The organism is Fulvimarina uroteuthidis (genome assembly GCF_034321785.1).
In the GTDB taxonomy this organism is placed as follows: domain Bacteria; phylum Pseudomonadota; class Alphaproteobacteria; order Rhizobiales; family Rhizobiaceae; genus Fulvimarina; species Fulvimarina uroteuthidis.
This window is the reverse complement of sequence record NZ_JAXLPB010000006.1, coordinates 24,788-47,641: the sequence shown is the minus strand read 5'-3', so window position 1 is coordinate 47,641 and position 22,854 is coordinate 24,788. Positions and strand designations below refer to the sequence as shown.

Genomic DNA, 22,854 nt, shown 5'->3' with positions numbered 1-22,854 from the left:
TAGCCGGGCACTGGGCTTGGCCAGGTCAGACAAAAGCTCCGCGTTCTCGTCATCCCGGCCTCCGAGCCGGGATCCATTCCGGAGCCCGTGCAGCTATGCGGTGGGGGCAAAGGGAAACCTCACTCGTCGGACGTCCAGCGGAATGGATCCCGGGTCAGGCCCGGGATGACGACGCGTTTTGGTCGTCTTCGCCGGTCCGACCGCCCAGACGCAAAACGGCGGGTGCGTGAGCGGACTCACACACCCGCCGCGAGGCGATCGGATCGAGGAAAGTTTTATTCGGCCGAAGGCATGTCGAACTTCAGGGGCATGGCGCGGTGGATTTCCTTGTAGGCGCGCACCTCGTCGAGAAGGGCTTCGGGCACCGGCGAATCGACGTAGAGGAGAGCGATGGCGTCGCCGCCGCGCTTGTTGCGGCCGAGCTGGAAGTTGGCGATGTTGACGCCCGCCTTGCCGAACACCGTGCCGAGAAGGCCGATGATGCCCGGTGCGTCGTTGTTGGTGGTGTAGACCATGTGCTCGCCGATCTCGGCGTCGAGATTGATGCCCTTGATCTGGATGAAGCGCGGCTTGCCGTCGGAGAAGACGGTGCCGGCGACGGTGCGCGTCTGCTTTTCCGTGACGATGGTCAGCTTGATGAAGCTGTCGAAGACGCCCGACTTGTCGCGCTTGGCTTCGGTCACCTGGATGCCGCGCTCCTTCGCCATGATCGGCGCGGAGACCATGTTGATGTCGGCCATCTGGCTCTTCATCAGGCCGGCGAGCGTTGCCGAGGTCAGCGCCTTGGTGTTCATCTGCGAGACGAGACCGTCATAGAGGATCTCGACCGAGTGGATCGCCTCTTCGGTCACCTGGCCGGCGAATGCGCCGAGGCATTCGGCGAGCTTGACGAAGGGGGTGAGGATCGGGGCTTCCTCCGCCGTGATCGACGGCATGTTGATCGCGTTGGAGACCGCGCCGCGCATCAGATAGTCGGCCATCTGCTCGGCGACCTGAAGCGCGACGTTCTCCTGCGCTTCCGTAGTCGAGGCGCCGAGATGCGGGGTGCAGACCACGTTGTCGAGACCGAAGAGCGGGGAGTCCTTGGCGGGCTCGGTCTCGAACACGTCGACGCCGGCGCCGGCCACCGTGCCGGCCTTGATCGCCTCGGCGAGATCGGCTTCGACGATGAGGCCGCCGCGCGCGCAATTGACGATGCGCACGCCGCTCTTCATCTTGGCGAGCGCGTCCTTGTTGATCATGCCGCGCGTCTTGTCGGTCATCGGCGTGTGCAGGGTGATGAAGTCGGAGCGCCCGTACAGTTCGTCGAGCTCGACCTTCTCGATGCCGAGCTGGGTGGCGCGCTCCTGGCTGAGGAACGGATCGAACGCGATGACGCGCATGCGCAGGCCGACGCCGCGGCTCGCCACGATCGAGCCGATATTGCCGCAGCCTACCACGCCGAGCGTCTTGCCGGTCAGCTCGACGCCCATGAAACGCGACTTCTCCCACTTGCCGGCCTGGGTGGATGCGTCCGCCGCGGGCAGCTGGCGGGCGACGGCGAACATCAACGCGACCGCGTGCTCCGCCGTCGTGATGGAGTTGCCGAAAGGCGTGTTCATCACGATGACGCCCTTCTTGGACGCCGCCGGAATGTCGACATTGTCGACGCCGATGCCGGCGCGCCCGACGACCTTCAGCTTCGTCGCGGCCGCGATGACCTTGTCGGTGACCTTCGTCGCGGAGCGAATGGCGAGGCCGTCATACTGGCCGATGATCTCGAGGAGCTTGTCCTTGTCCTTGCCGAGGTCCGGCTGGAAATCGACCTCGACGCCGCGATCGCGGAAGATCTGGACGGCGGTTTCGGACAGGGCGTCGGAGACGAGTACGCGGGGTGCCATGATGATGGTCCTTGAGAATGGGGCGCTGCCGTGGTGGGCGCGCCGAAAATTGAAATTTGCGAATGTCGTCACCCCGGCCTCCGAGCCGGGGTCCATACCTCTGTCCGTGCGTGCCGTTCAGTTCACGCGACCGGTTAGCGGGGAGCAGATGTGAGTTCCTAGGAATGGATCCCGGCTCGGAGGCCGGGATGACGATAGATCGAGTGCAGGATCAGCGTCCGTTCGCTTGGATACTCGGGACGGAGCCCGAGGATAACGAAACGCAAGAATGGGGTGCCCCCTCAGGCGGCCATTCTGAGCGAGGCCTTCTGCGCCTCGAACGCCCAGCCGACCCACGGCATCAGGGCTTCGACATCGGCGGTCTCGACGGTCGCGCCGCACCAGATGCGAAGGCCGGGAGGCGCGTCGCGATAGGCGCCCACGTCGAGGGCGACGCCTTCGTCCTCCAGGCGCTTGGCCACGCCCTTGGCGAACGCGGCCTGCTCGTCGGCGGACAGCGCCGTCACGTCCGGATCGGTGAACTGAAGACAGACCGAGGTGTTGGAGCGGATCGCCTTGTCGGCTGCGAGGAAACCGAGGAAGCCATTGGCTTCCACATAGGTCTCGACCGCCTGGAGATTGGCTTCGGACCGCGCTTTCAGAGCTTCGAGCCCACCAATGCGTTTGCCCCAGGCCAGGGCATCCAGATAGTCCTCGACGCAGAGCATGGACGGCGTGTTGATGGTCTCGCCCTTGAAAATGCCCTCGATCAGCTTGCCGCCCTTGGTCATGCGGAAGATCTTCGGCAGCGGCCAGGAGGGGGTGTAGCTTTCGAGCCGCTCGACGGCGCGCGGGCCGAGGATCAGCATGCCGTGGGCCGCTTCCCCGCCCATCACCTTCTGCCAGGAGAAGGTGACGACGTCGAGCTTGTCCCAGGGCAGATCCTGGGCGAACGCAGCCGAGGTCGCGTCGCAGATGGTCAGGCCCTTGCGATCCGATGGAATGGCATCGCCGTTCGGCATTTTGACGCCGGATGTCGTTCCGTTCCAGGTGAAGACGACGTCACGGTCGAAATCCACCTCGGCGAAGTCGACGATCTCGCCGTAAGCAGCTTCGAACGTGCGCACGTCGGCAAGCTTCAGCTGCTTGACCGCATCGCTCACCCAGCCGGCGCCGAAGGATTCCCAGGCGACGACGTCCGTGCCGCGCTCGCCGAGCAGCGACCACATGGCCATCTCGACCGCGCCCGTATCGGACGCGGGCACGATGCCGATCCGATAATCGGCGGGAACGTTCAGTAGGTCGCGGGTTTCGTCGATCGCGCGGGCGAGCTTGGTCTTGCCGACCTTGGCGCGGTGGGATCGGCCGAGGGCCGCATCCTTCAGAGCCTCGAGGCTCCAGCCGGGCCGCTTGGCGCAGGGACCGGACGAAAAACGGGGATTGGCCGGACGGGTGCCCGGCTTGGAATTCTGTGTCATCTTATGACTACCCTCTCAGATAGGCGCGCCTCGTTGGGGAGGCGTGTCCCACCGACGGTGGTATGACGTTCGCGCCGGAGGGTCAAGCCGCATTCTTCGAGAGGGCGGGATTTCGCGGACCGGCGGAGCCTTGCCGCGCTCTCCCGCGCAGATGGGCAATGCTCGTTTCGAAGCGCATCGCCTACCAGAGAGAGTAGCGAAGGCCGACGGAAATCGCATGGCGCTCGAAGCCATCGTCTTCATGTTTCAGACGGTATTCGTCGCGGGACGCCAGCTCCGTGAATGTGGCCGAGGATGACTGACCGCCCTCGATATCCGAAAAACGATATCCGACGTCGAGTTTCAAATTCTGGCTGACATCATACGAGACACCGGCCATCAGCGAGTAGGTGAAGCGCCAATCGTCGGTCTCCTGGGAAGCGTAGCGGAACGCACCGCCGAAATCGCAACCCCCGCCCGCATAGGAACAGGTGTTGTCTTCGAACTTCAGATGGGTCGAGCCGACACCGCCGCCGACATAGGGTGTCAGACCGACGAAAGTGCCGAGGTCGACATAGGCGTTGGCCATGACCTGCCATGCGGTGATGTCAGCGCTGCGGACGACCTCGAACTCGTCGACATTGAATGTGGCTTCCGTCTCGAACCGCGTCGCGGTGACATCGGCGCGAACATAATCCGTGAAGCGATAGCCGGCACCCACGGTAACCTCGGCGCCGCCATCAATTTCGGCACCGTCATGCTGGCCCTGAGCAAACCGCGAATTAAACGTGGGATTCCACCGGTCGACCGTCCATTGCGAGTCAGTCTCGCTCTCGAACGCATATCCCACGTCGCCGCGCAGATACCAGCCATTGCCGATCTCCACCGGCTGCAGTTCGGGCGCGGCCTCGTAGATCGGCGTCGAATAGATCGGCGGCAGGTCGGCGGCCGATGCGTGCGAGACCGCCCAAAGGCAAGTGCTCGCGGCCAGGACCGTTACGAATTTCGTCGTGTTCATCATCACCGTCGACCTCGAATGAATGAAAGGCGGTGCATCGCTGCGTGACCGATGCTTCTGACGGGACAATGCAGGATAAATCTTAACGCCTCGTTAACCGTGTTCCTTAACCATCTTCGTTAATCCATGTTCACGCAGGGCGACGGCGCCTGGCACGCCGCCTCGCCACCGATCGGACCGCCCCCCCCCGCCGGATGTCGAATATCGCGATGAACCGGCTCCGCAGAAACAAGAAGAGCCCCGATCGTTTCCGACCGGGGCTCCTGATAGGCCTGGTGCCTGATGGCGCTTACTTGTAGACGACGTCGCTGTAGAGCGGCTCCGGCTCCGCGTAGAGCGGGGCGGGTTCGGCAAAGACCGGCCCGACCGGGACCGGGGCCTTTCCGAAGCCACCGCCACAGCAACCGCCGAACTCGTAGCGAAGACCGGCGCGCACCGTGTGGATGTCGAAGCCGTTGTCGTGACCCTGTGCGCCGGACGCACCGGCGGCGATGTCGAGAGCGTCGAAGCCGAACGCTTCGCCGCCATTGACGTGGGTCCACTTGTAGCCGGCGTCGAACTTGAGGTTCGAGGTGATGTCGAAGCTGGCACCGGCCGTCAGGCCGTAGGCGAAGCGCCAGTTGGACATGCCTTCATGGGTGAGCGTCGTGCCGCAGAGGCTGTTGCCGCCATGATGTCCGCTCTTGGACGCCGCAAGGTAATCGCCCTTGCAGTCGAACTTGTTCTTGAGCGCCGAGTAGGACACGTGGGCAAAGCCGAGGCCACCGCCGACATAAGGCGTGATGCCGGCATAGGTGCCGAGATCGGCATAGGCGTTGGCCATCAGGACCCACACATCGGATTCGGACTCGTCGTCATAGCTGCACTGGTCGAACGGCACGTTGGCGCAGGCCGTCGAGCCGCGCAGATCGTTCTTGAAATAGTCCGCCGTCAGGTCGATACGGGCGAAATCGTTGAAGCGGTAGCCGACGCCGCCGCTGATCAGGGCGCTCTTCTCGAGCGTGATCTCGTCGTAATTGTAGGACTCGAAGAAATCGCGGTAGACGGTGTGGTTGGTCACCGGATTGTACTGGCCATAGCCCCGCTCGAGGTAGCGATAGCGACCGTTCGTGGATTCCTCGAAGCGATAGCCGACGTCTCCGCGAAGGTACCAGCCCGAGGTGGAAACGGGTTCAGGATGGATGATCGGAGCCGGCTCGACATAGATAGGCGGCTCGATCAGATCTGCGGCATGGGCCGAGAACGAGATGGTCGTCAGGGCGCCAAGTGCCGCGACGGTGGTCAACAGACGTGAATTCATTGCGATTTTCCCCGCGTCAACGGCGCTGGGCCCCCCGGGTGGAGACACTGGCCTTAACGAGGAAGGTAAATGAGACTGGTTAAAAGTTGATTACTTCGACGACCCGTCTTGTTCGCAATGAAGGGCGCATATGCGCCTTTCATCTTCGCGAAACTTTCGATCGCAGAACACAATCCTCGGTCGGCCGCCTGCGATCGCAAGAAGACCGCGACCTGCCGCTGCGAAGGGAGCGGCCGTCAGTTGCCGGTCTGCCCCTGCTGGATGGCCGTATACGGAATGTTGAACGAGGAATCCTTGATGTCGCCGCCCTTCTGGACGTTGTAGATCATCACCGTGGTGTCGCGCCCCTGTTGATCGCGGATCGTCCACTGCTTCAGATCGCGCGTCGCGGGATCGAACATCATGGTGATGGTGGAGTCGCCGAAGATCGACCGGTCGCCCATGACGATGGTGGTGAGATCGGGCTCTTCCTTGACGCTGCGAATGTTGGCGGCCCCAAGATTGATGCGCCGATCGAGCAGCAGCTTCAGCGGCGTCTTGGACAGGGGATAGGTGTCCCAGGTGTTGAGCTTGCGGTTGTTGATCGCGACCGTCGAGCCGTCGGCGATCACGCGAAGCGGCGACGAGGTGTAGTCGAAGCGCACCTTGCCCGGACGCTCGATATAGAACTTTCCCTCGCTCTGGCGGCCGTTCGGATCGAACTGGACGAAATCTCCATGCATGGAAGGAATCTGCGAGAAATGGTCCGCGATCTGCTGGGCCGCACCGCCCTGGGCGCTGGCCGGGGCCGTGGCAAGCGTCACCGCCGGAGCCGCGACGCCGAGTGCAAGCGCCACGGACAGGGTGATGCGCGCGCCAAGGGTGCGGGCTTTTGAACTGAAAGTCGAACGGGTCATCGGTGTTGCCATCTTCGTGATCGGTTGGTCCCGCCCCCGCCGTCCCCGCCGGTCTGAACACCGGCATGGATAGGCGAGGACACTGGGTGTTTGCGGACTATATGTTCGTGCCATTGGGGCATTGCGATGACGCCAGACATGACCCTTTCGTCATGAAGCGCGTCTGAACGGGTCGTTGCCCGCTCTCGTGGAAACGTCAGAACTGCTGGAAGGACCCGAACCCGCCGATGGCGACGAAGACGGCGATCATCATGAAGACGATGCCGAGAATGATGGTCGGGCGATAGCCGAAGGGCCTCGCCCACGGCCAGATCGGCACGGCCATGATCATGACCAGAAATGCGACGACGACGATGATGGGTCCGAGACCGACTTCCATGGAGACGCTCTTTCGACGAATGACATGCACTGCTCCCGTCACATGCATGCCATCGTCGGAAGGTCAATTGACAAGACGGATCTCCGGGCCCACGTCCCATTGCGTTGGCAAACTGAAGAAGACGACATCCATGGACGATCAGACACTCCCGATCGAAGGCCCGCAGGCAGGCCCCCTCACCCGGCGCCGAACGATCGGCGTGAACGTCGGTGGGGTTCTCGTCGGCGGGGATGCGCCCGTGGTCGTCCAGTCGATGACCAATACCGATACGGCCGATATCGACGCGACGGTGGCGCAGGTCGCGGCGCTTTCGAAGGCCGGCTCGGAGATCGTTCGCATCACGGTCGACCGGGACGAGGCGGCGGCGGCCGTCCCGAGGGTGCGCGAGCGGCTGGAACGTCTGGGGCTCGACGTGCCCCTCGTCGGCGATTTCCATTATATCGGCCACAAGCTGCTTGCCGATCACCCGGCCTGCGCCGAAGCGCTCGCCAAATACCGGATCAATCCCGGCAATGTCGGCTTCAAGGACAAGAAGGACCGGCAGTTCGGCGCCATCGTCGAGACGGCGATCCGCTACGACAAGCCGGTGCGCATCGGCGTCAACTGGGGCTCGCTCGACCAGGAACTCCTCACCCGGCTGATGGACATCAACAATGACCTGCCCCAGCCGAAATCGGCCCGGGCGGTCACCCGTGAAGCGATCATCCAGTCGGCCCTGATGTCGGCCGAACTTGCCGAGGAGATCGGGCTTGCGCGCGAACGCATCATCCTGTCCGCCAAGGTCTCGAACGTGCAGGACCTGATCACCGTCTACCGCGACCTGTCGCGCCGCACGAACCGCTGCCTGCATCTCGGCCTGACCGAGGCGGGCATGGGCTCGAAGGGCATCGTCGCCTCCTCGGCCGCCATGGGCATCCTGCTTCAGGAAGGCATCGGCGACACGATCCGCGTCTCGCTGACGCCGGAGCCGGGCGGCGATCGGACGCGGGAGGTTCAGGTCGCGCAGGAACTTCTCCAGACCATGGGCTTTCGTCAGTTCCTTCCGATCGTCGCGGCCTGCCCCGGCTGCGGCCGCACGACCTCCACCACGTTTCAGGAACTGGCCGAGAAGATCCAGAGCGACATCCGCGAGAACATGCCGGTGTGGCGCGAGAAATATCCGGGCGTCGAGGCCCTTAACGTCGCCGTCATGGGCTGCATCGTCAACGGCCCGGGCGAATCGAAGCACGCCGATATCGGCATATCCCTGCCCGGCACCGGCGAAAGCCCGGCTGCGCCCATCTTCATCGACGGCAAGAAAGCGGCGACGCTGCGCGGGCCCAACATCGCCGCCGATTTCCAGCTGATGGTGTCCGACTATATCGAGAACCGGTTCGGCGCCGGCAGGGACAAGACCCCGTCCGTCGGCTAGAGCATGGTGCGTCTGTTCGGACGCGCGATGCTCTCGCTCTCTCTTTGGTTTGCCGCATCGACGCTTTCCGAAAATCGATTTGGATCTTGGGGCCGAGGCTTTCGCCAACCGGGAGACTGTCCGGTCCAAGCGACGTGTCGAAAGCGGCACATTTGGCGGAGCGCGCGCCGAACGATCCGGCTGACGAACGCAGACCCGTTGCCGATGGTGGCAAAACGTCGCTTCGGCGCATTCGGGCCGCCCCCACGCAAGGCTTGGATATGCAGCGGGAGCGAACGCCCCGTGCGCCGCGCCGGAATTGCGCGGAAAGGGCGGCGAGGTTCGACCAGACTGCGTCGCGAAGGGTTGCGTTATCCTCCGGCTTGGGCACATTCAGGTCGTGAGACTTATGAAGTTCATTTCAAGCGAGAGGTACCCGGTGCGAACATCCGCAATCGCCGCCGGTCTGGGGCTCGCCATGGGCCTGTCGCACCTAGCGGTTTCGCCGGGTCACGCTCAGAGCGCGCAGACAATATCGGGGCAGGAAACCGATCCCGGCGCGTCGAACCCGTCGACCCCACAAACCGCAACCGGATCCCCGCCGGCCGCGGAAGACGCCACGCTGGCCGTCGAACCCGGCGCGGTGCCTGAGACGGCGTCCGAGGTCGTGCAGCCGACCAAGAGCGTTCGCAAGGCCAATCCGACGCCGCAGGACATCTGCACGCTGATCGCGCAGAACGCGGACCGCGTCATGATGAACCGCGATTTCTTCGCCCGTCTGATCTGGAAGGAAAGCCGCTTCGACGTCGGCGCCCTGTCGCCGGTGGGCGCGCGGGGAATCGCCCAGTTCATGCCCTATACCGCCAAGGAGCGGGGCCTGGCCGACCCGTACGATTATGTTGAGGCCATCAAGCATTCCGCGCTCTATCTGCGCGACCTGAAGAACGAACTCGGCAATTGGGGACTGGCCGCGGCGGCCTACAATGGTGGCATCAACCGGATGAAGGGCTGGATCGCGCGCGGTGCGACCGGCAACCTGCCGTCCGAGACGATCGACTATGTCAATGCGATCACCTATCGCCCGATCGAATGGTTCCTGGAATCGGGCCGCGACGTCGAGAAGCGCCCGCTCGACGAGGAGTTCTCCTTCATCGAATCCTGCGCGCGCCTGCCGATTATGAAGACCCGCGCGGTCTTTGCCTCGACGCAGGCGCCCGAGGTGATCAGCCAGCCCTGGGGTGTCCAGGTGGCCGGCCATGCGAACCGCTCTGTCGCGCTGAAGATGTTCTCGCGCGTGCGCTCCTCGTTCGGTTCGGTGATCGGCGCCAAGCAGCCGATGGTCGTGCGCACCCGCGCCGCCGGCATGGCCCGCATCTATGCCGTGCGGATCGGCGCCGACAGCCGGAATGAAGCCGACACCCTGTGCGGGCGCCTGCGCGGGAACGGCGGCTCCTGCATGGTCGTGAAGAACTGACATTCACCCCGAAAGGGAAGAGAATGCGCATGGCGGCCCGCCGCCTGCAGCCGTTCAAGTCGCGCGGCGGCGAGGACGTTCGTCGGAGCCCATTCTGGCGAAGAGATTGGCGGCGATCGCCCCTGAAATATTGTGCCAGACCGAAAAGATCGCGCTCGGCACCGCGGCCAGGGGCGAGAAATGCGCCGTCGCAAGCGCGGCGCCGAGGCCCGAATTCTGCAAGCCGACTTCCAGCGAGACCGTCTTCGCCTTTCGCGCCGGCAGTCGGAAAGCCCGCGCTGCGGCGTAGCCGAGCACGAGACCGGCAAGATTGTGCAGCGCGACGATCATCAGGATTGCCAGGCCGGACGTTGCGATCCGCTCCTGGTTCACCGCGACGACGGCGGCGACGATGAGCACGATGCCCGCGACGCTGACGAGCGGCAACACGGAAATCGCAGCGCGCACCGCGGTCCCGAAATAACGCTGGCAGACAATGCCGAGCACCACCGGAACGAGGACGATCTTCAGGATCGAGACGAACATCGCGCCGGCATCGACAGGCAGATACTGGCTTGCGAGAAGATAGACGAGAAGTGGCGTGAGGATCGGCGCGAGCAGCGTCGAGACGGACGTGCAGGCGACGGAAAGGGCGACGTCGCCCTTGGCGAGATAGGTCATCACGTTGGACGATGTTCCCCCCGGGCAGCAGCCCACGAGAATGACGCCTGCGGCGACCTCCGGCGACATCGGTATGATCAGCGTGAGAACCAGCGCCGTCAGCGGCATGATCACGAATTGCAGGACAACCGCCAGCGCGACGTCGAACGGGCGGCGCGCCACTTCCTTCAGATCGTCGAAGGAGATCGTCAGCCCCATGCCAAACATGATGATGCCGAGCAGCGGCACGATCCACGGCACGAAGGAGGTGAAAACGTCCGGCAGGAAAAAGCCGAGCGCCGCAAAGAGGATTGTCCAGAGCGCGAAGGTGCGACCGACGAACGTCGACAATTGCCCGAGAGCGAGAAGCATGTACGAAACCAGTTCAGGCCGGAGGAAAAATCGCGCTCCTCATACCCTGCCTTCAGAGCCCGTCAAACCATAAGACGCCCGTTTCCGTTCGCGACGGCCGGGCTACCGGTCCCGCGCGGCGATGAAGCGGGCCGCGTCCAGCAGGGTTTCGGCACGCTCGCCGAATGGCGCAAGTTCCATCTCCGCCTGCCCCACAAGGCCGGCCAGACGGTCGCGGGTCCAGGCGATCCCGTGAAGGGACGGCAGGGTCTTCTTGCCCCGCTCGCGGTCCTTGCCGGCGGCCTTGCCGAGCTGGGCGGCATCGGCGGTTTCGTCGAGAAGATCGTCCGCAAGCTGGAAGGCGAGACCGATCGTCTCGCCGAATCGCCTGAGCCGCGCCCTGTCGGCGGCTTTTGCGGCACCCGCGATCGCGCCGGCCTCGCAGGCGAACGCAATCAAGGCACCGGTCTTCATCGCCTGCATCCGGGCGATTTCGCCTTCGTGCAGCGTTCGGGTTTCGGCCGCGAGATCGAGCGCCTGCCCGCCCGCCATGCCGGCCGCGCCCGCATCCTGAGCCAGTAGCACGCAGAGGGCGATCCGCGCCTCCGCCGGGATCGCGCTCGGCTGCCCGACGAGTGCGAAGGCGAGGGTCAGGAGGGCGTCGCCGGCAAGAATCGCCGTCGCCTCGTCATAGGCCCTGTGAACCGTCGGCCGGCCGCGCCGCATGTCGTCATCGTCCATTGCCGGCAGATCGTCGTGAACGAGCGAATAGCAGTGGATGGCCTCGAGGGCGCAGGCGAGGTCGAGAACGTCCCGCTCGTCTGCGCCGAACAGGGCCGCGCTCTCGATCAGAAGAAACGGCCGGAGCCGCTTGCCGCCGCCGAGCGCGCCGTGTCGCATGGCGGCGAGAAGCCGTTCCGGTGCGCCGGCCAGCGCCGGGGACCGTCCCGACAGGATGTCGGCCAGCCTCGCCTCGACGAGATCCGCGGTTTGCGCCAGGCGTTGCTCGAACATCGCGGCTCCTTCCGGCTTTCCTTGAGATGGCGTCGAGATCGGCTCGGCGTCCCGCGAGGCGCCGGGCGGAAGCCCCGAGCGCCCGGCGGGCGCGAACCCGTCGCAGCGCCCTCATTGCCCTGCGGTTTTCCGCCGTCTAAACCGAACGGGTCCGATCGCCAACACCGCCGGCGAACCTTTTCGCAAGACATTTGGTCCCTTCGATGCTGCGCAAGACCATCCTCGCACTTCTGGTTGCAGCCGCCGTGCTGATCGCCATTCCCCTCATTCTGGTCCCCATCTACACGTTTGCGCCGATCCATCCCGTTTCGACACTGATTCTGCGCGATCACTTCACGTTCAGGCCCTATCTGCGCGAATGGGTCGACCTCGAGGCCGTCGCGCCGGTCATGCGCTACTCCGTCATCATGTCGGAAGACGGCCAGTTCTGCCGGCACGACGGGGTCGATTGGGGGGAGATGAAGGCGGTCGTCACCGATTTTCTCGATGGCGAGGAGACGCGCGGCGCCTCGACCATTCCGATGCAGACGGCGAAGAACCTCTTCCTGTGGAACGGACGCTCCTACATCCGCAAGGGCATCGAACTGCCGCTCGCCCTCTACCTGAACCTCGTCGTGTCCAAGGCCCGCATTCTCGAAATCTATCTCAACATCGCGGAGTGGGACACGGGCGTCTACGGCATCGAGGCGGCCAGCCAGCATTATTTCGGGCGATCCGCGGTCGATCTCACCGCCCGCCAGGCTGCGCTGCTGGCGGTCACGCTTCCCAACCCCGCGGGCCGCAATCCGGCCGCCCCGACGAAGCGCATGAACGCGCTTGCCGACCGGGTTCAACGCATGGCACGCGCCTCCGGAGAGTATGTGGCCTGTGTGAAACCCCAATGACGAGCGAGGGCTTCGGGACGACAACCCCTTTGCAAACGTCGCAGGGTTTGCTATGCGGGCCGCAAGATTTCCCGTCATGGTGAAGCCGAGCCATTCGCATATCGCTTGCGAAGCGACCGGCTTTGACGATACGGGAGGCCCGAATGCCGGCATCGGCACCAAGGCGAACAGTTGAACGATAGACTCGGTCGAGACGACGGGTGGGCTCGCCCCTCCACGGGACCGACATTGAGCGGAGCTTACAATGGCCGTACCTAAAAGAAAAACCTCCCCGTCCAAGCGCGGCATGCGCCGTTCGGCCGATGCGCTGAAGGCAGCGACCTACATCGAGGACAAGAACTCCGGCGAACTGCGCCGTCCGCATCACGTCGATCTCAAGACCGGCATGTATCGCGGTCGCCAGATCCTGACGCCGAAGGACTGAGGATTCGCCGCCACGTGCGGCAGATCTCGAAACGAACTTTTTCGACCCGGCGCCTTTCCAGGCGGCCGGGTTTTCGTGTGTCCCGATTCGGCGCGGCCGTTCGTCTGCGACTGGCCGCCCCGATACGGCGCTTTCCATGGACCGGGCCGCCGATCGAACCATGTAACGGACTTGTCCCGCATCGTTCGCCGATCGGTACGTCCGGCAGAGGAACGCCCCGCATCATGACCCGCGACGCCATCTCCCGACGCATTGCGACGTTCACGGCACTCACCGGCGCCCGGACCCCCGTCGGCCTTGCTGCCATGGCGGGCGCCTGCCCGCCGGCGCTCTCGGTGGCCGTCGCCGGGGCGGGCGGCATGGGCGCCTGCGGTGCCCTGCTCTACACGCCGGACGAGATCGCGGCTTGGGCAAGGACATTCCGCGAAGGCTCCGACGGTCCCTTCCTGATGAACCTCTGGGTGCCGGATCCCGAGCCCGAACGCGACGAAACCCGCGAATCGGCGCTGCGCGCCGCGCTCTCGGCATGGGGGCCGGAGGTTCCGCCGAGCGCCGGCGACGCACCGCTGCAGGATTTCGCCGATCAGGTGCGCGCGATCGTCGATGCGCGGCCGACCGCGTTTTCCACCGTGATGGGCTTGCCGTCCGAAGAGGTGATCGCGGACGTCAAGGCCCACGGCATGCTCTGGTTCGCCACCGTCACGAGCGTCCGCGAGGCGCGACTTGCCGAACGTGCCGGAGCCGACGTGATCGTCGCACAGTCGGGGGAAGCCGGCGGACACAGGGGTGCGTTCGACGCAAGCTGCGCGGAGCGCCAGACGACCGGCATGCTCGCACTCCTTCCCGCCATCGCGGATTCGGTGCGCTGTCCGGTGGTGGCGGCAGGCGGCATCGCCGATGGTCGCACGGCGATCGCCGCCCTCGTCCTCGGCGCGTCCGCCGTCCAGATCGGAACCGGCTTCCTGCGTGCGCCGGAGGCCGGCACGAACGCTGCCTGGGCGCATGCGCTGGCCGGCCTCGAGGCCGAGGATACGGCCCTGACGCGCGGTTTTTCCGGACGGACCGGCAGGGCGATCCGAACGCCCTATGTCGAGGCGATCGAGGCCGGCGAGATACCCGATCCCGCGCCCTATCCCGTCCAGCGCGGCCTCACCGCCGCGATGCGCAAGGAGGCGGCGGACAAGGGCGATATCGGACGGATGCAGGCCTGGGCCGGCCAGTCGGCAAGGTTGGCCGAAGCCCGGCCGGCCGGCGAGATCGTCGCCGGCATCGCAGGCCAGATCGACGCGTTCCTGGCCTGATTGCGCGAGGACGAGAGGGCTTGCGTCAATCCTTCTCGGTCAACCGATCGATCTTTGCCTGCATGGAAGCAAGCTGGTCGCGCATGGCGTCGAGCTCCTTCTTGCTGTCGTCCGACGGCGCGGCCTCGTCCGGGGATTGGCTGTCGGCAACACCCGGCACGAAGGGATTGAACATCGCCATCGCCTTGCGGAACATCTCGGTGTTGGTGCGCACCTGCGCTTCCATCATTTCCATCGGCGTCTTGCCGACCGCACTCGTCATTGTCTCGCGGAAGCGAACCTGCTCGCGTGCCAGCGCCGACATGGACTGCTCGAGATAGCTCGGCACCACCATCTGCATCTGGTCGCCGTAAAAGCCGATAAGCTGGCGCAGGAATGCCGTCGGCATCAGGGCCTGGCCCGTCTTGCTCTCCTGCTCGAAGATGATCTGCGTCAACACCGCATGGGTGATGTCGTCGCCGGTCTTGGCGTCCTGGACGGTGAACTCTTCGTTTTTCTTGATCATCGTCGCCAGGTTTTCGAGAGTCACATACTGGCTCGTGCCGGTGTTGTAGAGCCGACGATTGGCGTATTTCTTGATGATCGTTCCGTCAGAATTCTTGGCCATGCCTTCGTATCCCCAAAGACAATTTCAGTTGCGACGCACATTGGAAATGCAAATTCGCTGCGCTGCATCAGGAGTGGCATATTTCTCAAGCGTTTCCAAACCGAATTCAGTCCCACCGTTCCCTGCTGCTTGACCGACGTCTTCGGTCCATGCATCGGGCCGGCGCGCGCTCCCACGGCGATCATTTGACTTGGCGGCCCGAACGCTCAATTTGGATGGTAAAGCGATCTTTCACCGGCGGCCGATGGGCACGGTCCGGCAAGGCGCTGGGGAAAACTTGAGGGAGTGAACACATGAGTCATACCGAATCGATCGTCATCGCCGGCGCAGCACGCACCGCCGTCGGCTCGTTTCTCGGCGGATTGTCGAGCGTCCCGGCGCACGAACTCGGCGCGACCGCGATCAAGGAAGCCCTGGCGCGCGCCAAGGTCGATCCCGGCGAGGTCGACGAGGTGATCATGGGCCAGATCCTGACGGCGGCGCAGGGCCAGAACCCGGCGCGTCAGGCCGCCATGGCCGCAGGCTGCCCGAAGGAGACCACCGCTTGGGGTCTCAACCAGCTGTGCGGTTCCGGCCTTCGCACCATCGCCATCGGCATGCAGCAGATCGCCATGGGCGACGCCAAGATCATCGTCGCCGGCGGCCAGGAATCCATGTCGCAGGCGCCGCATGCGCAATATCTGCGCTCCGGCCAGAAGATGGGTGACATCAAGCTGGTCGACACCATGCTGAAGGACGGCCTGCTGGACGCCTTCAATGGCTACCATATGGGCAACACCGCCGAGAACGTCGCGAGCCAGTTCCAGATCACCCGCGAGATGCAGGACGAGTTCGCCACCACCTCGCAGAACAGGGCAGAGGCGGCGCAGAAGGCCGGCCGCTTCAAGGACGAGATCGTTCCCTTCACGGTCAAGGGCCGAAAGGAAGACACGGTCGTCGAGGACGACGAGTACATCAAGTACGGCGTGACGGCTGACAAGATCAGCAAGCTGCGCCCGGCCTTCGACAAGGAGGGCAGCGTCACGGCCGCCAACGCCTCCGGTATCAACGACGGCGGCGCCGCCGTCGTGCTGATGACCGAAACCGAGGCTCAGCGTCGCGGGATCACGCCGCTGGTTCGCATCGTCTCGTGGGCGACCGCCGGTGTCGATCCGGCCATCATGGGCACCGGACCTATTCCGTCCTCGCGCCGCGCCCTCGAAAAAGCCGGCTGGAAGATCGGCGACCTCGACCTGGTCGAGGCCAACGAAGCCTTCGCCGCGCAGGCCTGCGCCGTTAACAAGGAACTCGGCTGGGATCCGGAGATCGTCAACGTCAATGGCGGATCGATCGCGATCGGTCATCCCGTTGGCGCCTCGGGTGCGCGCATCTTCAATACGCTGATCTTCGAGATGCAGCGCCGCGGCGCGAAGAAGGGCCTTGCGACACTCTGCGTCGGCGGCGGCATGGGCGTTGCCATGTGCGTCGAGGCCATGTGATGGGCCGGACAGCGATCGGGAGGCACGGGACCGCAGGTCTCGTACGCTGCGCATCGCAGCGTGCACGCGCCTGCCTCAGACCCAAGCCCTGAACCTTTCGACCCCTCGCCCTCGGGCGGGGGTTTTTCATCGAGCACCCCCGAGAGTTCGGAGCAGATCCCTTGGCCGAGCACGCCCCCTCCATCGCCGACAGCACTCGGCTCCAGCCGTTCGAGCAGCTCGTCTTCTCCGGTGGCGGCACGCGCTGCTTCTGGCATGGCGGATTCTGCGAGATCGTCCGCAGGCCCCTGGGCCTCGAACCCAAGCGCGTTGCCGGGGCGTCGGGCGGCGCGCTCGCCGCGGCCTGCTTCATCGCACGGCGCGAGGACAAGCTGCTGACGACCATGGGCGATGCATTCGCCGACCGAGACCACAATGTCAGCACCTCCTCGGAGGAGGTGGACGAAGACGGGCTCACGCCGCACCAGCGCATCTACCGCGAGGTGGTGACGGAGGTGTTCGACGAGGATGCCGTTCAGACGATCGTCGACGGGCCGCAGTTCCAGGTCCTGATCGCCCATCCGCCGTCCGAGACCTTCCCGAAATGGTCGACCTTCCCGATGATGGCCGCCTATATGCTCGATCTGTCGATCCGCTCGACGCCCGATGTCGAATGGCCGAAAAGGCTGGGTGCCGATTCGAGCTTCGTCGATGCGCGGGAGGCGGCGCGAAACGGCAAGCTGGCCGATCTCCTCTGCGCGGCCGCGGTCATCCCGCCGGTGTTCAACGTCGAGGGATGGGAAGGCCAGAAGGTGATCGACGGGGGCATGACGTCCAAGGCCCCCATCCCCGAACCGGACGAAGGACGCACGCTGATCCTTCTGACGCGTCGTTTCCGCAACCTGCCCCAGACCGGACGGCGGCTCTACGTCCAGCCGTCCGAGGCCGTTCCGGCCGACAAGATCGATTTCACCGATCGGGGCAAGCTGCACGAGACTTGGGAAGCCGGCCGAAAGGACGCGGAACTGTTCCTGGCGGGCGAAGAGGCCGGACTCCTGTCCGGCCGATGATCGGACGGGCACCGGCGCCGACCGGAGCACCGTCGGGACAAACGGGACCGATTTCCGGAAGCCCGATGCGTGACAGCACCGAGATGGCTCCAGACTCGCGCGTGACCTGACGCACGAGGCTCCAAATGTCAGCAGAGCGATCCAAAGCCGATCGGATAGATCTTGCGCATGCCGGTCACGAAGGCCGTCGCGGTCTTTCGGGCGAACATGCCGGAAAAGGCGCGATCGAGAACGTTGAGCCCGCCGGTCGTGACTCCGAAGGACGGAAGAATGAGGCGTGTACCGTCCCCCACGAAGCAACTGCCCCGCAAAGTCCGTCCGGCGCCCCGCACCTTGGCGACCGGGTGCAGGTGTCCGGCGATCTCGCCGCGGGACGGCGCGGCCGACGGCTCGTGGCGCAGGACCAGATGGCCGAGCGCCAGGGTCTCGCAAGTGTCCCCCCCCAGACCGGCGGGCGGTTCGGGATCGTGATTGCCGCTGATCCAGACCCAATCCTTGCCCGCCATCAGCGCGACGAGCTTTTGCCGGTAGATGTCCGGCATCCGTTCGGCGCCGGACCGATCGTGGAATGAATCCCCAAGGCAGATGATACGGCGCGCGTCGCAGCGTGCGAGGACCCGCTCCAGCAAGGTCAGCGTCATCGCCGTGTCGTAGGGCGGCAGCATCATGCCGCGGCGGGCAAAGGCCGCGCCCTTTTCGATGTGCAGGTCGGAGACGATCAGCGTGCGCTGGTCGGGCAGTAGCATGACACCGGCCGGATCGAGCTGGACGCCCTCCCCGGCGATTTCGGTATCCAGCCGCTCGCAATCATCCTGCCGCATGCGCCGCGCCAAAGCGTTCATCGATCACCGCCGCCATTCGGTTTCTTCAGGATCTTCCCGTTCCGTTCTTTTGCCGGGCAAACCGCGCGAAGGCAAGCCGATGCGCGCGGCCGATGGCGAGTCCGATGGTCGCGGGTTGATTCCGCGCGGCCCGTGGGCCAAGAGTGCGCCGCAATATCAACCTGTGCCCTTTGAACAGGCGGCGATGCCGGGCGCTTCTCCCCGGTCAATGTCTTCGTCGCACCCTCGCGGGCCCTTCGCCCGCATCCGTCCTGCGTCCGGCGCCTGCCCTTCGGGCCCACCGAGCGAGCCTGCCGTGCGACGCCAACAACCGATCGTCTGGAGCCCATGGTCTCGACCCACACTCTGAGAGCCGAATGGCTCGGCAATGTTCGCGGCGATCTCCTGTCCGGTCTCGTGGTGGCCCTCGCCCTCATCCCTGAGGCGATCGCGTTCTCCATCATCGCCGGTGTCGACCCGAAGGTCGGCCTCTACGCGTCCTTCTCGATCGCCTGTCTGACGGCGATCTTCGGGGGACGCCCCGGCATGATTTCCGCGGCAACGGCCGCGACCGCCGTCCTGATGGTCACGCTCGTCGCCGATCACGGGCTGCAATATCTCTTCGCCGCCACCGTGCTGGCCGGTCTGCTGCAGCTCGTCGCCGGCTTCCTGAAGCTCGGCGACGCCATGCGCTTCGTCTCCCGGTCCGTGATGACCGGCTTCGTCAACGCGCTCGCCATCCTGATCTTCATGGCGCAGATTCCCGAGCTCGTCGGCGTGCCGTCCCTGACCTACGTCATGGTCGCGCTGGGCCTTGCCATCATCTATCTCCTGCCCCGCCTCACCACGGCGATCCCGTCGCCGCTCGTGGCGATCCTCGTGGTGACGGCGCTCGCCGTCTTCTTCGAGTTCGACCTGCGGACGGTGGGCGACATGGGGGCCCTGCCGGATTCGCTGCCGATCTTCCTTCTCCCGGACGTGCCGCCGACGCTCGAAACCCTGCAGATCATCCTGCCCTATTCCCTCGGCATCGCCGTCGTCGGTCTCCTGGAATCCCTGATGACGGCGCAGGTCGTCGACGATCTGACGGACACCGGCTCGGACAAGAACCGCGAATGCCTCGGCCAGGGCATCGCCAACACCGTCACCGGATTCTTCGGCGGCATGGCGGGCTGCGCGATGATCGGCCAGTCGGTGATCAACGTGAAGTCCGGTGGGCGAACCCGCCTCTCCTGCTTCTTCGCCGGCGTTGCACTGCTTTTCCTCATCGTGGTTCTCGGCGATCTCGTCGCGATCATTCCGATGGCCGCGCTCGTCGCGATCATGATCATGGTCTCGATCGGGACGTTCTCGTGGGATTCGATCGCCAATCTGAAGACCCATCCGCGCAGATCCTCGACCGTCATGCTCGTCACCGTCGTGACCGTCGTCTGGACGCACAATCTGGCCATCGGCGTCGTTGCCGGCGTGCTTCTGTCGGGCATCTTCTTCGCGGCGAAAGTCGCGCAGCTCTTCGCGGTCGACAGCGACCTGTCGGAGGATCGGCGCCACCGCACCTACCGGATCCAGGGTCAGCTGTTCTTCGCATCCACCGGCGACTTCGCGAAGGCCTTCGACTTCCGCGAGGACGTGGACAAGGTGACGATCGACGTCTCCCGTTCCCACATATGGGACCTGTCGGGCGTCGGCGCCCTCGACCGCGCCGTCCTCAAATTCAGGCGCGAGGGCACCGAGGTCGAGATCGTCGGCCTGAACGAGGCAAGCCGCACCCTCGTCGGCCGCCTCGGCGTCGCGGACGAGCCTGACGTCCTTGCCCGCATGCAATCGCACTGACTAGACTGATTTCGGGGCCGTTCGCCCCGGAGGCTGCGAAAGGGCGCGCGGACGGCGCGCCGGGACCGATGCTTGAAGAGGAAACATGGTGGCGAAAATCCTGGGGCTGATCGACGGCTCGCAGTACACCGCGAGCGTTCTCGACAATATCGCCTTCGCCGCCAAGCGCCTGCGGGCCGAGGTGGAGCTGATCCATGCCATCGGTCGCCGCGATATCGGCTCGGCGCCCTCGGACATGTCGGGTAGCCTCGACCTCGGCGAGCGCGAGGAACTTCTCAAGGAGCTGGCCGCGCACGACGAGCAGCATGCCAGGCTCGCCCGCAAGCGGGGCCGCCTCGTCCTGTCGGATGCGGCCGCAAAGCTCGCCGCCGACGGCGTCGAAACCGTTTCGCACGACCTCGTCCTGGGCGATCTCCTCGAAGAGATCGAGAGGCGCGAGACGGGTTGCGATCTCGTCGTGCTCGGAAAACGCGGCGATGCGGCGAATTTCGCCAAGCTCCATCTCGGGTCCAATCTCGAACGCGTGATGCGCCGCACGAGCGTGCCGGTGCTGATCGCCGCGCGCGCGTTCCGCCCGATCGAACGCGTGCTCGTCGCCTATGATGGCGGCCCGAGCATTTCGAAGGCGCTCGACTGGCTGCGCGTCTCCCCCCTGTTGAAGGGGACGCGGATCGAAGTCGCGAAGGCGACCGGCAAGTCGTCCGACGCCGAACTCGACCGGGTGTGCAAGACCCTGAAGGCCGAAGGCTTCGACGCCCGCGCGAAACTGCTGACCGGCGATCCCGACGATGCGGTCGTCGCCGAATGCGAGCGCGAGGCTATCGATCTCGTCATCGTCGGCGCCTCCGGACATTCGAGCCTTCGCCGCTTTCTCGTCGGATCCACGACGAGCGAGATCGTGCGTGCCTGCAGGCGTCCGGTTCTGCTCTTCCGCTAAGGCTTCGTTCACGCTGCTTGGCCGATGCGCGACGGCGCGGCAAGATTGTTCACCAATCGCGCCTAACCTTTGCGCCAGGCGACCCACCCGACCGAACGGCGTGACAATGACGAAACCGAACATCACGATCCAGCATGTGACGGCGAGCGAACGGCCGATCGAGGCCGTCATCATCCTGCCGACGTTTCGCCGGCCCGATCATTTGGTGCGGACCCTCGATTCCCTGAAAGCGCAGGAGACGGCCCGGTCCTTCGCGATCATCGTGATGGAGAATGACGATGAGAGCCTGGCAGGGGCGAAGGCCGCAAGGGCCTGGTTCGAGGAGAACCCCGCCCAGGCGGGCATCGCGCTGATCGCCCACGATCGCGGCAATTGCTCGGCGTACAATGCCGGCATCCAGACGGCGCTTGCCCACTATGCGGACTTTTCCCACCTTCTCATCATCGACGATGACGAGCTTGCGACGAAGCACTGGCTGGACCGCCTCATCGAGGCGAGCGAAACATATCGTGCGGATCTGGTCGGCGCGCCGCAAACGCCCGTCTTCGAGGACGTGGCCGCGAGCCGGCGCTGGGCCAGGCATCCGGTCTTCACGCCGCACTACAAAAGCAGCGGCCCCGTTCCGATCCTGTTTTCGTCGGGCAATGTCGCCATCCGCCGCCGGGTGTTGCAGGCGATGGGCCCCGAATGGCTCGATCCGGCGTTCAACTTCATCGGCGGCGGCGATGCGGACTTCTACACACGCGCGAAGGATCGCGGCTTCACCTTTGCCTGGTGTGAGAACGCGCCCGTGATGGAGACCATGCCCGCGCGCCGGACCGAGGCGTCCTGGATCAACGCGCGCTCCGTGCGCAACGGCGCCATCTCCTCGATCATCGAGCGTCGCCATGGGACGGGCGCCCAGGGCGGGCTGAAACGCCATGTCCGCAATATCGCTCTTCTCAGCGCCTCGCCGCTCCGCTCGATCCTGCTGGCCGTCCGGACCCGGTCCCCGGCCATCGGCCTTTATCATGTGCAGGTGGCGGTCGGGCGCTTCATGGCGGAGTTCGGACGGGTGGCCGAACAATATCGGCAACCGGAAAAGAACTGACCGCGCTTCGCGCACCGCCGAGCCTTTGAACGCGGGACGGACGTCCTATATCGAAAGGGTCCCCGCATGAATGGGGCGTTCCTCATCGATAAGAGATCCTGTCGCAGCGATGCCCAACGACCGCCTCCGCCTTCTCGCCGTTGATCGTGACGATCTCGACATCGTGTCCGCCCATTGCCAGGATGCGATCGTCCGCCTCGGCGACTGTCATTTTCGCGCGAAGGAGCTGCAGTTCGCGGTCGAAATGAACCGGTTTGCCTGGGAATCGGCCGCCACGCGAAGGCTCAGCGTCTTTTCGGCGCCCCGATACGAGCGCAGGCGCTCGGCCCTGCACTTCGACCGGGTAACGAACGTTCGCCGGCAGGGCCTCGACCATTCGAATGACGATCAGATCCTCGTGCTCCTGGCGATCCGTTTCGAAGAGACCGAGGCGCCTTCGGGCAGGATCGACCTGATCTTCGCCGGCGGTGCGACGATCCGGCTGGAAGTGGAGGTGATCGAAGCGCAGCTCGCGGATGCGGGCGGCGCATGGTCGACCGATTCCAGGCCGGATCACAAGCGCTCCGCCTCGTGACGACGGACATATGACGGAAACGCAAGAAGGCCGCTCGAAAGCGGCCTTCTTGCGTTTTGGGATGCTTGTCTGGGCGCCC

The 22,854-nt window shown here is 64.9% G+C and carries 21 protein-coding genes; 11 read left to right on the top strand and 10 right to left on the bottom strand.

Features of this window, described 5'->3' with window-relative positions:
* Positions 1-275: 275 nt before the first annotated feature.
* The 6 genes from serA to U0C82_RS16370 all read right to left on the bottom strand — a co-directional run bounded on the left by serA (position 276) and on the right by U0C82_RS16370 (position 6,909).
* On the bottom strand, positions 276-1,880 hold the full coding sequence (gene serA, locus U0C82_RS16395; protein WP_322188580.1) for a phosphoglycerate dehydrogenase: 1,605 nt from the start codon (positions 1,878-1,880) through the stop codon (positions 276-278).
* 281 nt (positions 1,881-2,161) lie between these two features.
* Entirely contained in the window at positions 2,162-3,337 is a 1,176-nt protein-coding gene (locus tag U0C82_RS16390) for a phosphoserine transaminase (protein ID WP_322188579.1), read from the bottom strand.
* A 181-nt stretch (positions 3,338-3,518) separates the two neighbouring features.
* Positions 3,519-4,337, bottom strand: a complete 819-nt coding sequence (locus tag U0C82_RS16385; RefSeq protein ID WP_322188577.1) for an outer membrane protein — start codon at positions 4,335-4,337, stop codon at positions 3,519-3,521.
* A 286-nt stretch (positions 4,338-4,623) separates the two neighbouring features.
* Positions 4,624-5,634 carry an outer membrane protein gene (locus U0C82_RS16380; protein WP_322188576.1) on the bottom strand — a complete coding sequence of 337 codons (1,011 nt, stop codon included), beginning with the start codon at positions 5,632-5,634 and terminating at the stop codon, positions 4,624-4,626.
* Positions 5,635-5,870: 236 nt separating this feature from the next.
* Complete coding sequence (locus tag U0C82_RS16375) at positions 5,871-6,530, bottom strand: outer-membrane lipoprotein carrier protein LolA (RefSeq protein ID WP_322188574.1); 660 nt, start codon at positions 6,528-6,530, stop codon at positions 5,871-5,873.
* A gap of 196 nt (positions 6,531-6,726) precedes the next feature.
* Entirely contained in the window at positions 6,727-6,909 is a 183-nt protein-coding gene (locus tag U0C82_RS16370; RefSeq protein WP_322188571.1) for a DUF3309 family protein, read from the bottom strand.
* 130 nt (positions 6,910-7,039) lie between these two features.
* Here U0C82_RS16370 and ispG point away from each other — a divergent pair, with 130 nt between their 5' ends.
* A complete protein-coding gene (ispG, locus tag U0C82_RS16365; protein WP_322188570.1) occupies positions 7,040-8,320 on the top strand; it encodes a flavodoxin-dependent (E)-4-hydroxy-3-methylbut-2-enyl-diphosphate synthase in 1,281 nt (426 codons plus the stop codon).
* Positions 8,321-8,738: 418 nt separating this feature from the next.
* The gene (locus U0C82_RS16360; RefSeq protein WP_322188569.1) at positions 8,739-9,773 is read left to right on the top strand and encodes a lytic transglycosylase domain-containing protein; all 1,035 of its coding nucleotides are present in this window, start codon (positions 8,739-8,741) and stop codon (positions 9,771-9,773) included.
* A 54-nt stretch (positions 9,774-9,827) separates the two neighbouring features.
* On the opposite strand, the gene U0C82_RS16355 is transcribed toward U0C82_RS16360, so the two are convergent.
* Entirely contained in the window at positions 9,828-10,784 is a 957-nt protein-coding gene (locus tag U0C82_RS16355; RefSeq protein ID WP_322188567.1) for a bile acid:sodium symporter family protein, read from the bottom strand.
* A 102-nt stretch (positions 10,785-10,886) separates the two neighbouring features.
* Positions 10,887-11,777: a polyprenyl synthetase family protein gene (locus U0C82_RS16350; protein WP_322188566.1), complete on the bottom strand. Its 891-nt coding sequence runs from the start codon at positions 11,775-11,777 to the stop codon at positions 10,887-10,889.
* A 203-nt stretch (positions 11,778-11,980) separates the two neighbouring features.
* Here U0C82_RS16350 and U0C82_RS16345 point away from each other — a divergent pair, with 203 nt between their 5' ends.
* From U0C82_RS16345 to U0C82_RS16335, 3 genes are all read left to right on the top strand, one after another.
* Positions 11,981-12,661 (top strand): biosynthetic peptidoglycan transglycosylase, encoded by a 681-nt coding sequence (locus U0C82_RS16345; RefSeq protein ID WP_322188564.1) that lies wholly within the window; start codon positions 11,981-11,983, stop codon positions 12,659-12,661.
* Between the two features lie 244 nt (positions 12,662-12,905).
* The gene (gene rpmF / locus U0C82_RS16340) at positions 12,906-13,085 is read left to right on the top strand and encodes a 50S ribosomal protein L32 (RefSeq protein WP_322188562.1); all 180 of its coding nucleotides are present in this window, start codon (positions 12,906-12,908) and stop codon (positions 13,083-13,085) included.
* Between the two features lie 224 nt (positions 13,086-13,309).
* Entirely contained in the window at positions 13,310-14,386 is a 1,077-nt protein-coding gene (locus U0C82_RS16335) for an NAD(P)H-dependent flavin oxidoreductase (protein ID WP_322188560.1), read from the top strand.
* A 25-nt stretch (positions 14,387-14,411) separates the two neighbouring features.
* Here U0C82_RS16335 and phaR read toward each other — a convergent pair whose 3' ends face one another.
* Positions 14,412-14,993, bottom strand: a complete 582-nt coding sequence (phaR, locus tag U0C82_RS16330; protein ID WP_322188558.1) for a polyhydroxyalkanoate synthesis repressor PhaR — start codon at positions 14,991-14,993, stop codon at positions 14,412-14,414.
* Positions 14,994-15,286: 293 nt separating this feature from the next.
* On the opposite strand from phaR, the gene U0C82_RS16325 reads away from it, so the two are divergent.
* Together U0C82_RS16325 and U0C82_RS16320 are read left to right on the top strand one after the other, a co-directional pair.
* Positions 15,287-16,471 (top strand): acetyl-CoA C-acetyltransferase, encoded by a 1,185-nt coding sequence (locus U0C82_RS16325; protein ID WP_322188557.1) that lies wholly within the window; start codon positions 15,287-15,289, stop codon positions 16,469-16,471.
* Positions 16,472-16,632: 161 nt separating this feature from the next.
* Positions 16,633-17,520 carry a patatin-like phospholipase family protein gene (locus U0C82_RS16320; protein WP_322188555.1) on the top strand — a complete coding sequence of 296 codons (888 nt, stop codon included), beginning with the start codon at positions 16,633-16,635 and terminating at the stop codon, positions 17,518-17,520.
* A gap of 128 nt (positions 17,521-17,648) precedes the next feature.
* Here the strand turns inward: U0C82_RS16320 and pdeM are convergent, their stop codons facing one another.
* Positions 17,649-18,362: a ligase-associated DNA damage response endonuclease PdeM gene (gene pdeM / locus U0C82_RS16315; protein ID WP_322188553.1), complete on the bottom strand. Its 714-nt coding sequence runs from the start codon at positions 18,360-18,362 to the stop codon at positions 17,649-17,651.
* A 327-nt stretch (positions 18,363-18,689) separates the two neighbouring features.
* On the opposite strand from pdeM, the gene U0C82_RS16310 reads away from it, so the two are divergent.
* The 4 genes from U0C82_RS16310 (at position 18,690) to U0C82_RS16295 (ending at position 22,775) form a co-directional block, all read left to right on the top strand.
* Complete coding sequence (locus U0C82_RS16310) at positions 18,690-20,174, top strand: SulP family inorganic anion transporter (protein WP_322188552.1); 1,485 nt, start codon at positions 18,690-18,692, stop codon at positions 20,172-20,174.
* Between the two features lie 85 nt (positions 20,175-20,259).
* Positions 20,260-21,111 carry a universal stress protein gene (locus tag U0C82_RS16305; RefSeq protein ID WP_322188551.1) on the top strand — a complete coding sequence of 284 codons (852 nt, stop codon included), beginning with the start codon at positions 20,260-20,262 and terminating at the stop codon, positions 21,109-21,111.
* A 106-nt stretch (positions 21,112-21,217) separates the two neighbouring features.
* Positions 21,218-22,201, top strand: a complete 984-nt coding sequence (locus U0C82_RS16300; RefSeq protein ID WP_322188549.1) for a glycosyltransferase family 2 protein — start codon at positions 21,218-21,220, stop codon at positions 22,199-22,201.
* A gap of 109 nt (positions 22,202-22,310) precedes the next feature.
* Positions 22,311-22,775, top strand: a complete 465-nt coding sequence (locus U0C82_RS16295) for a DUF2948 family protein (protein WP_322188547.1) — start codon at positions 22,311-22,313, stop codon at positions 22,773-22,775.
* Positions 22,776-22,854: the final 79 nt, after the last annotated feature.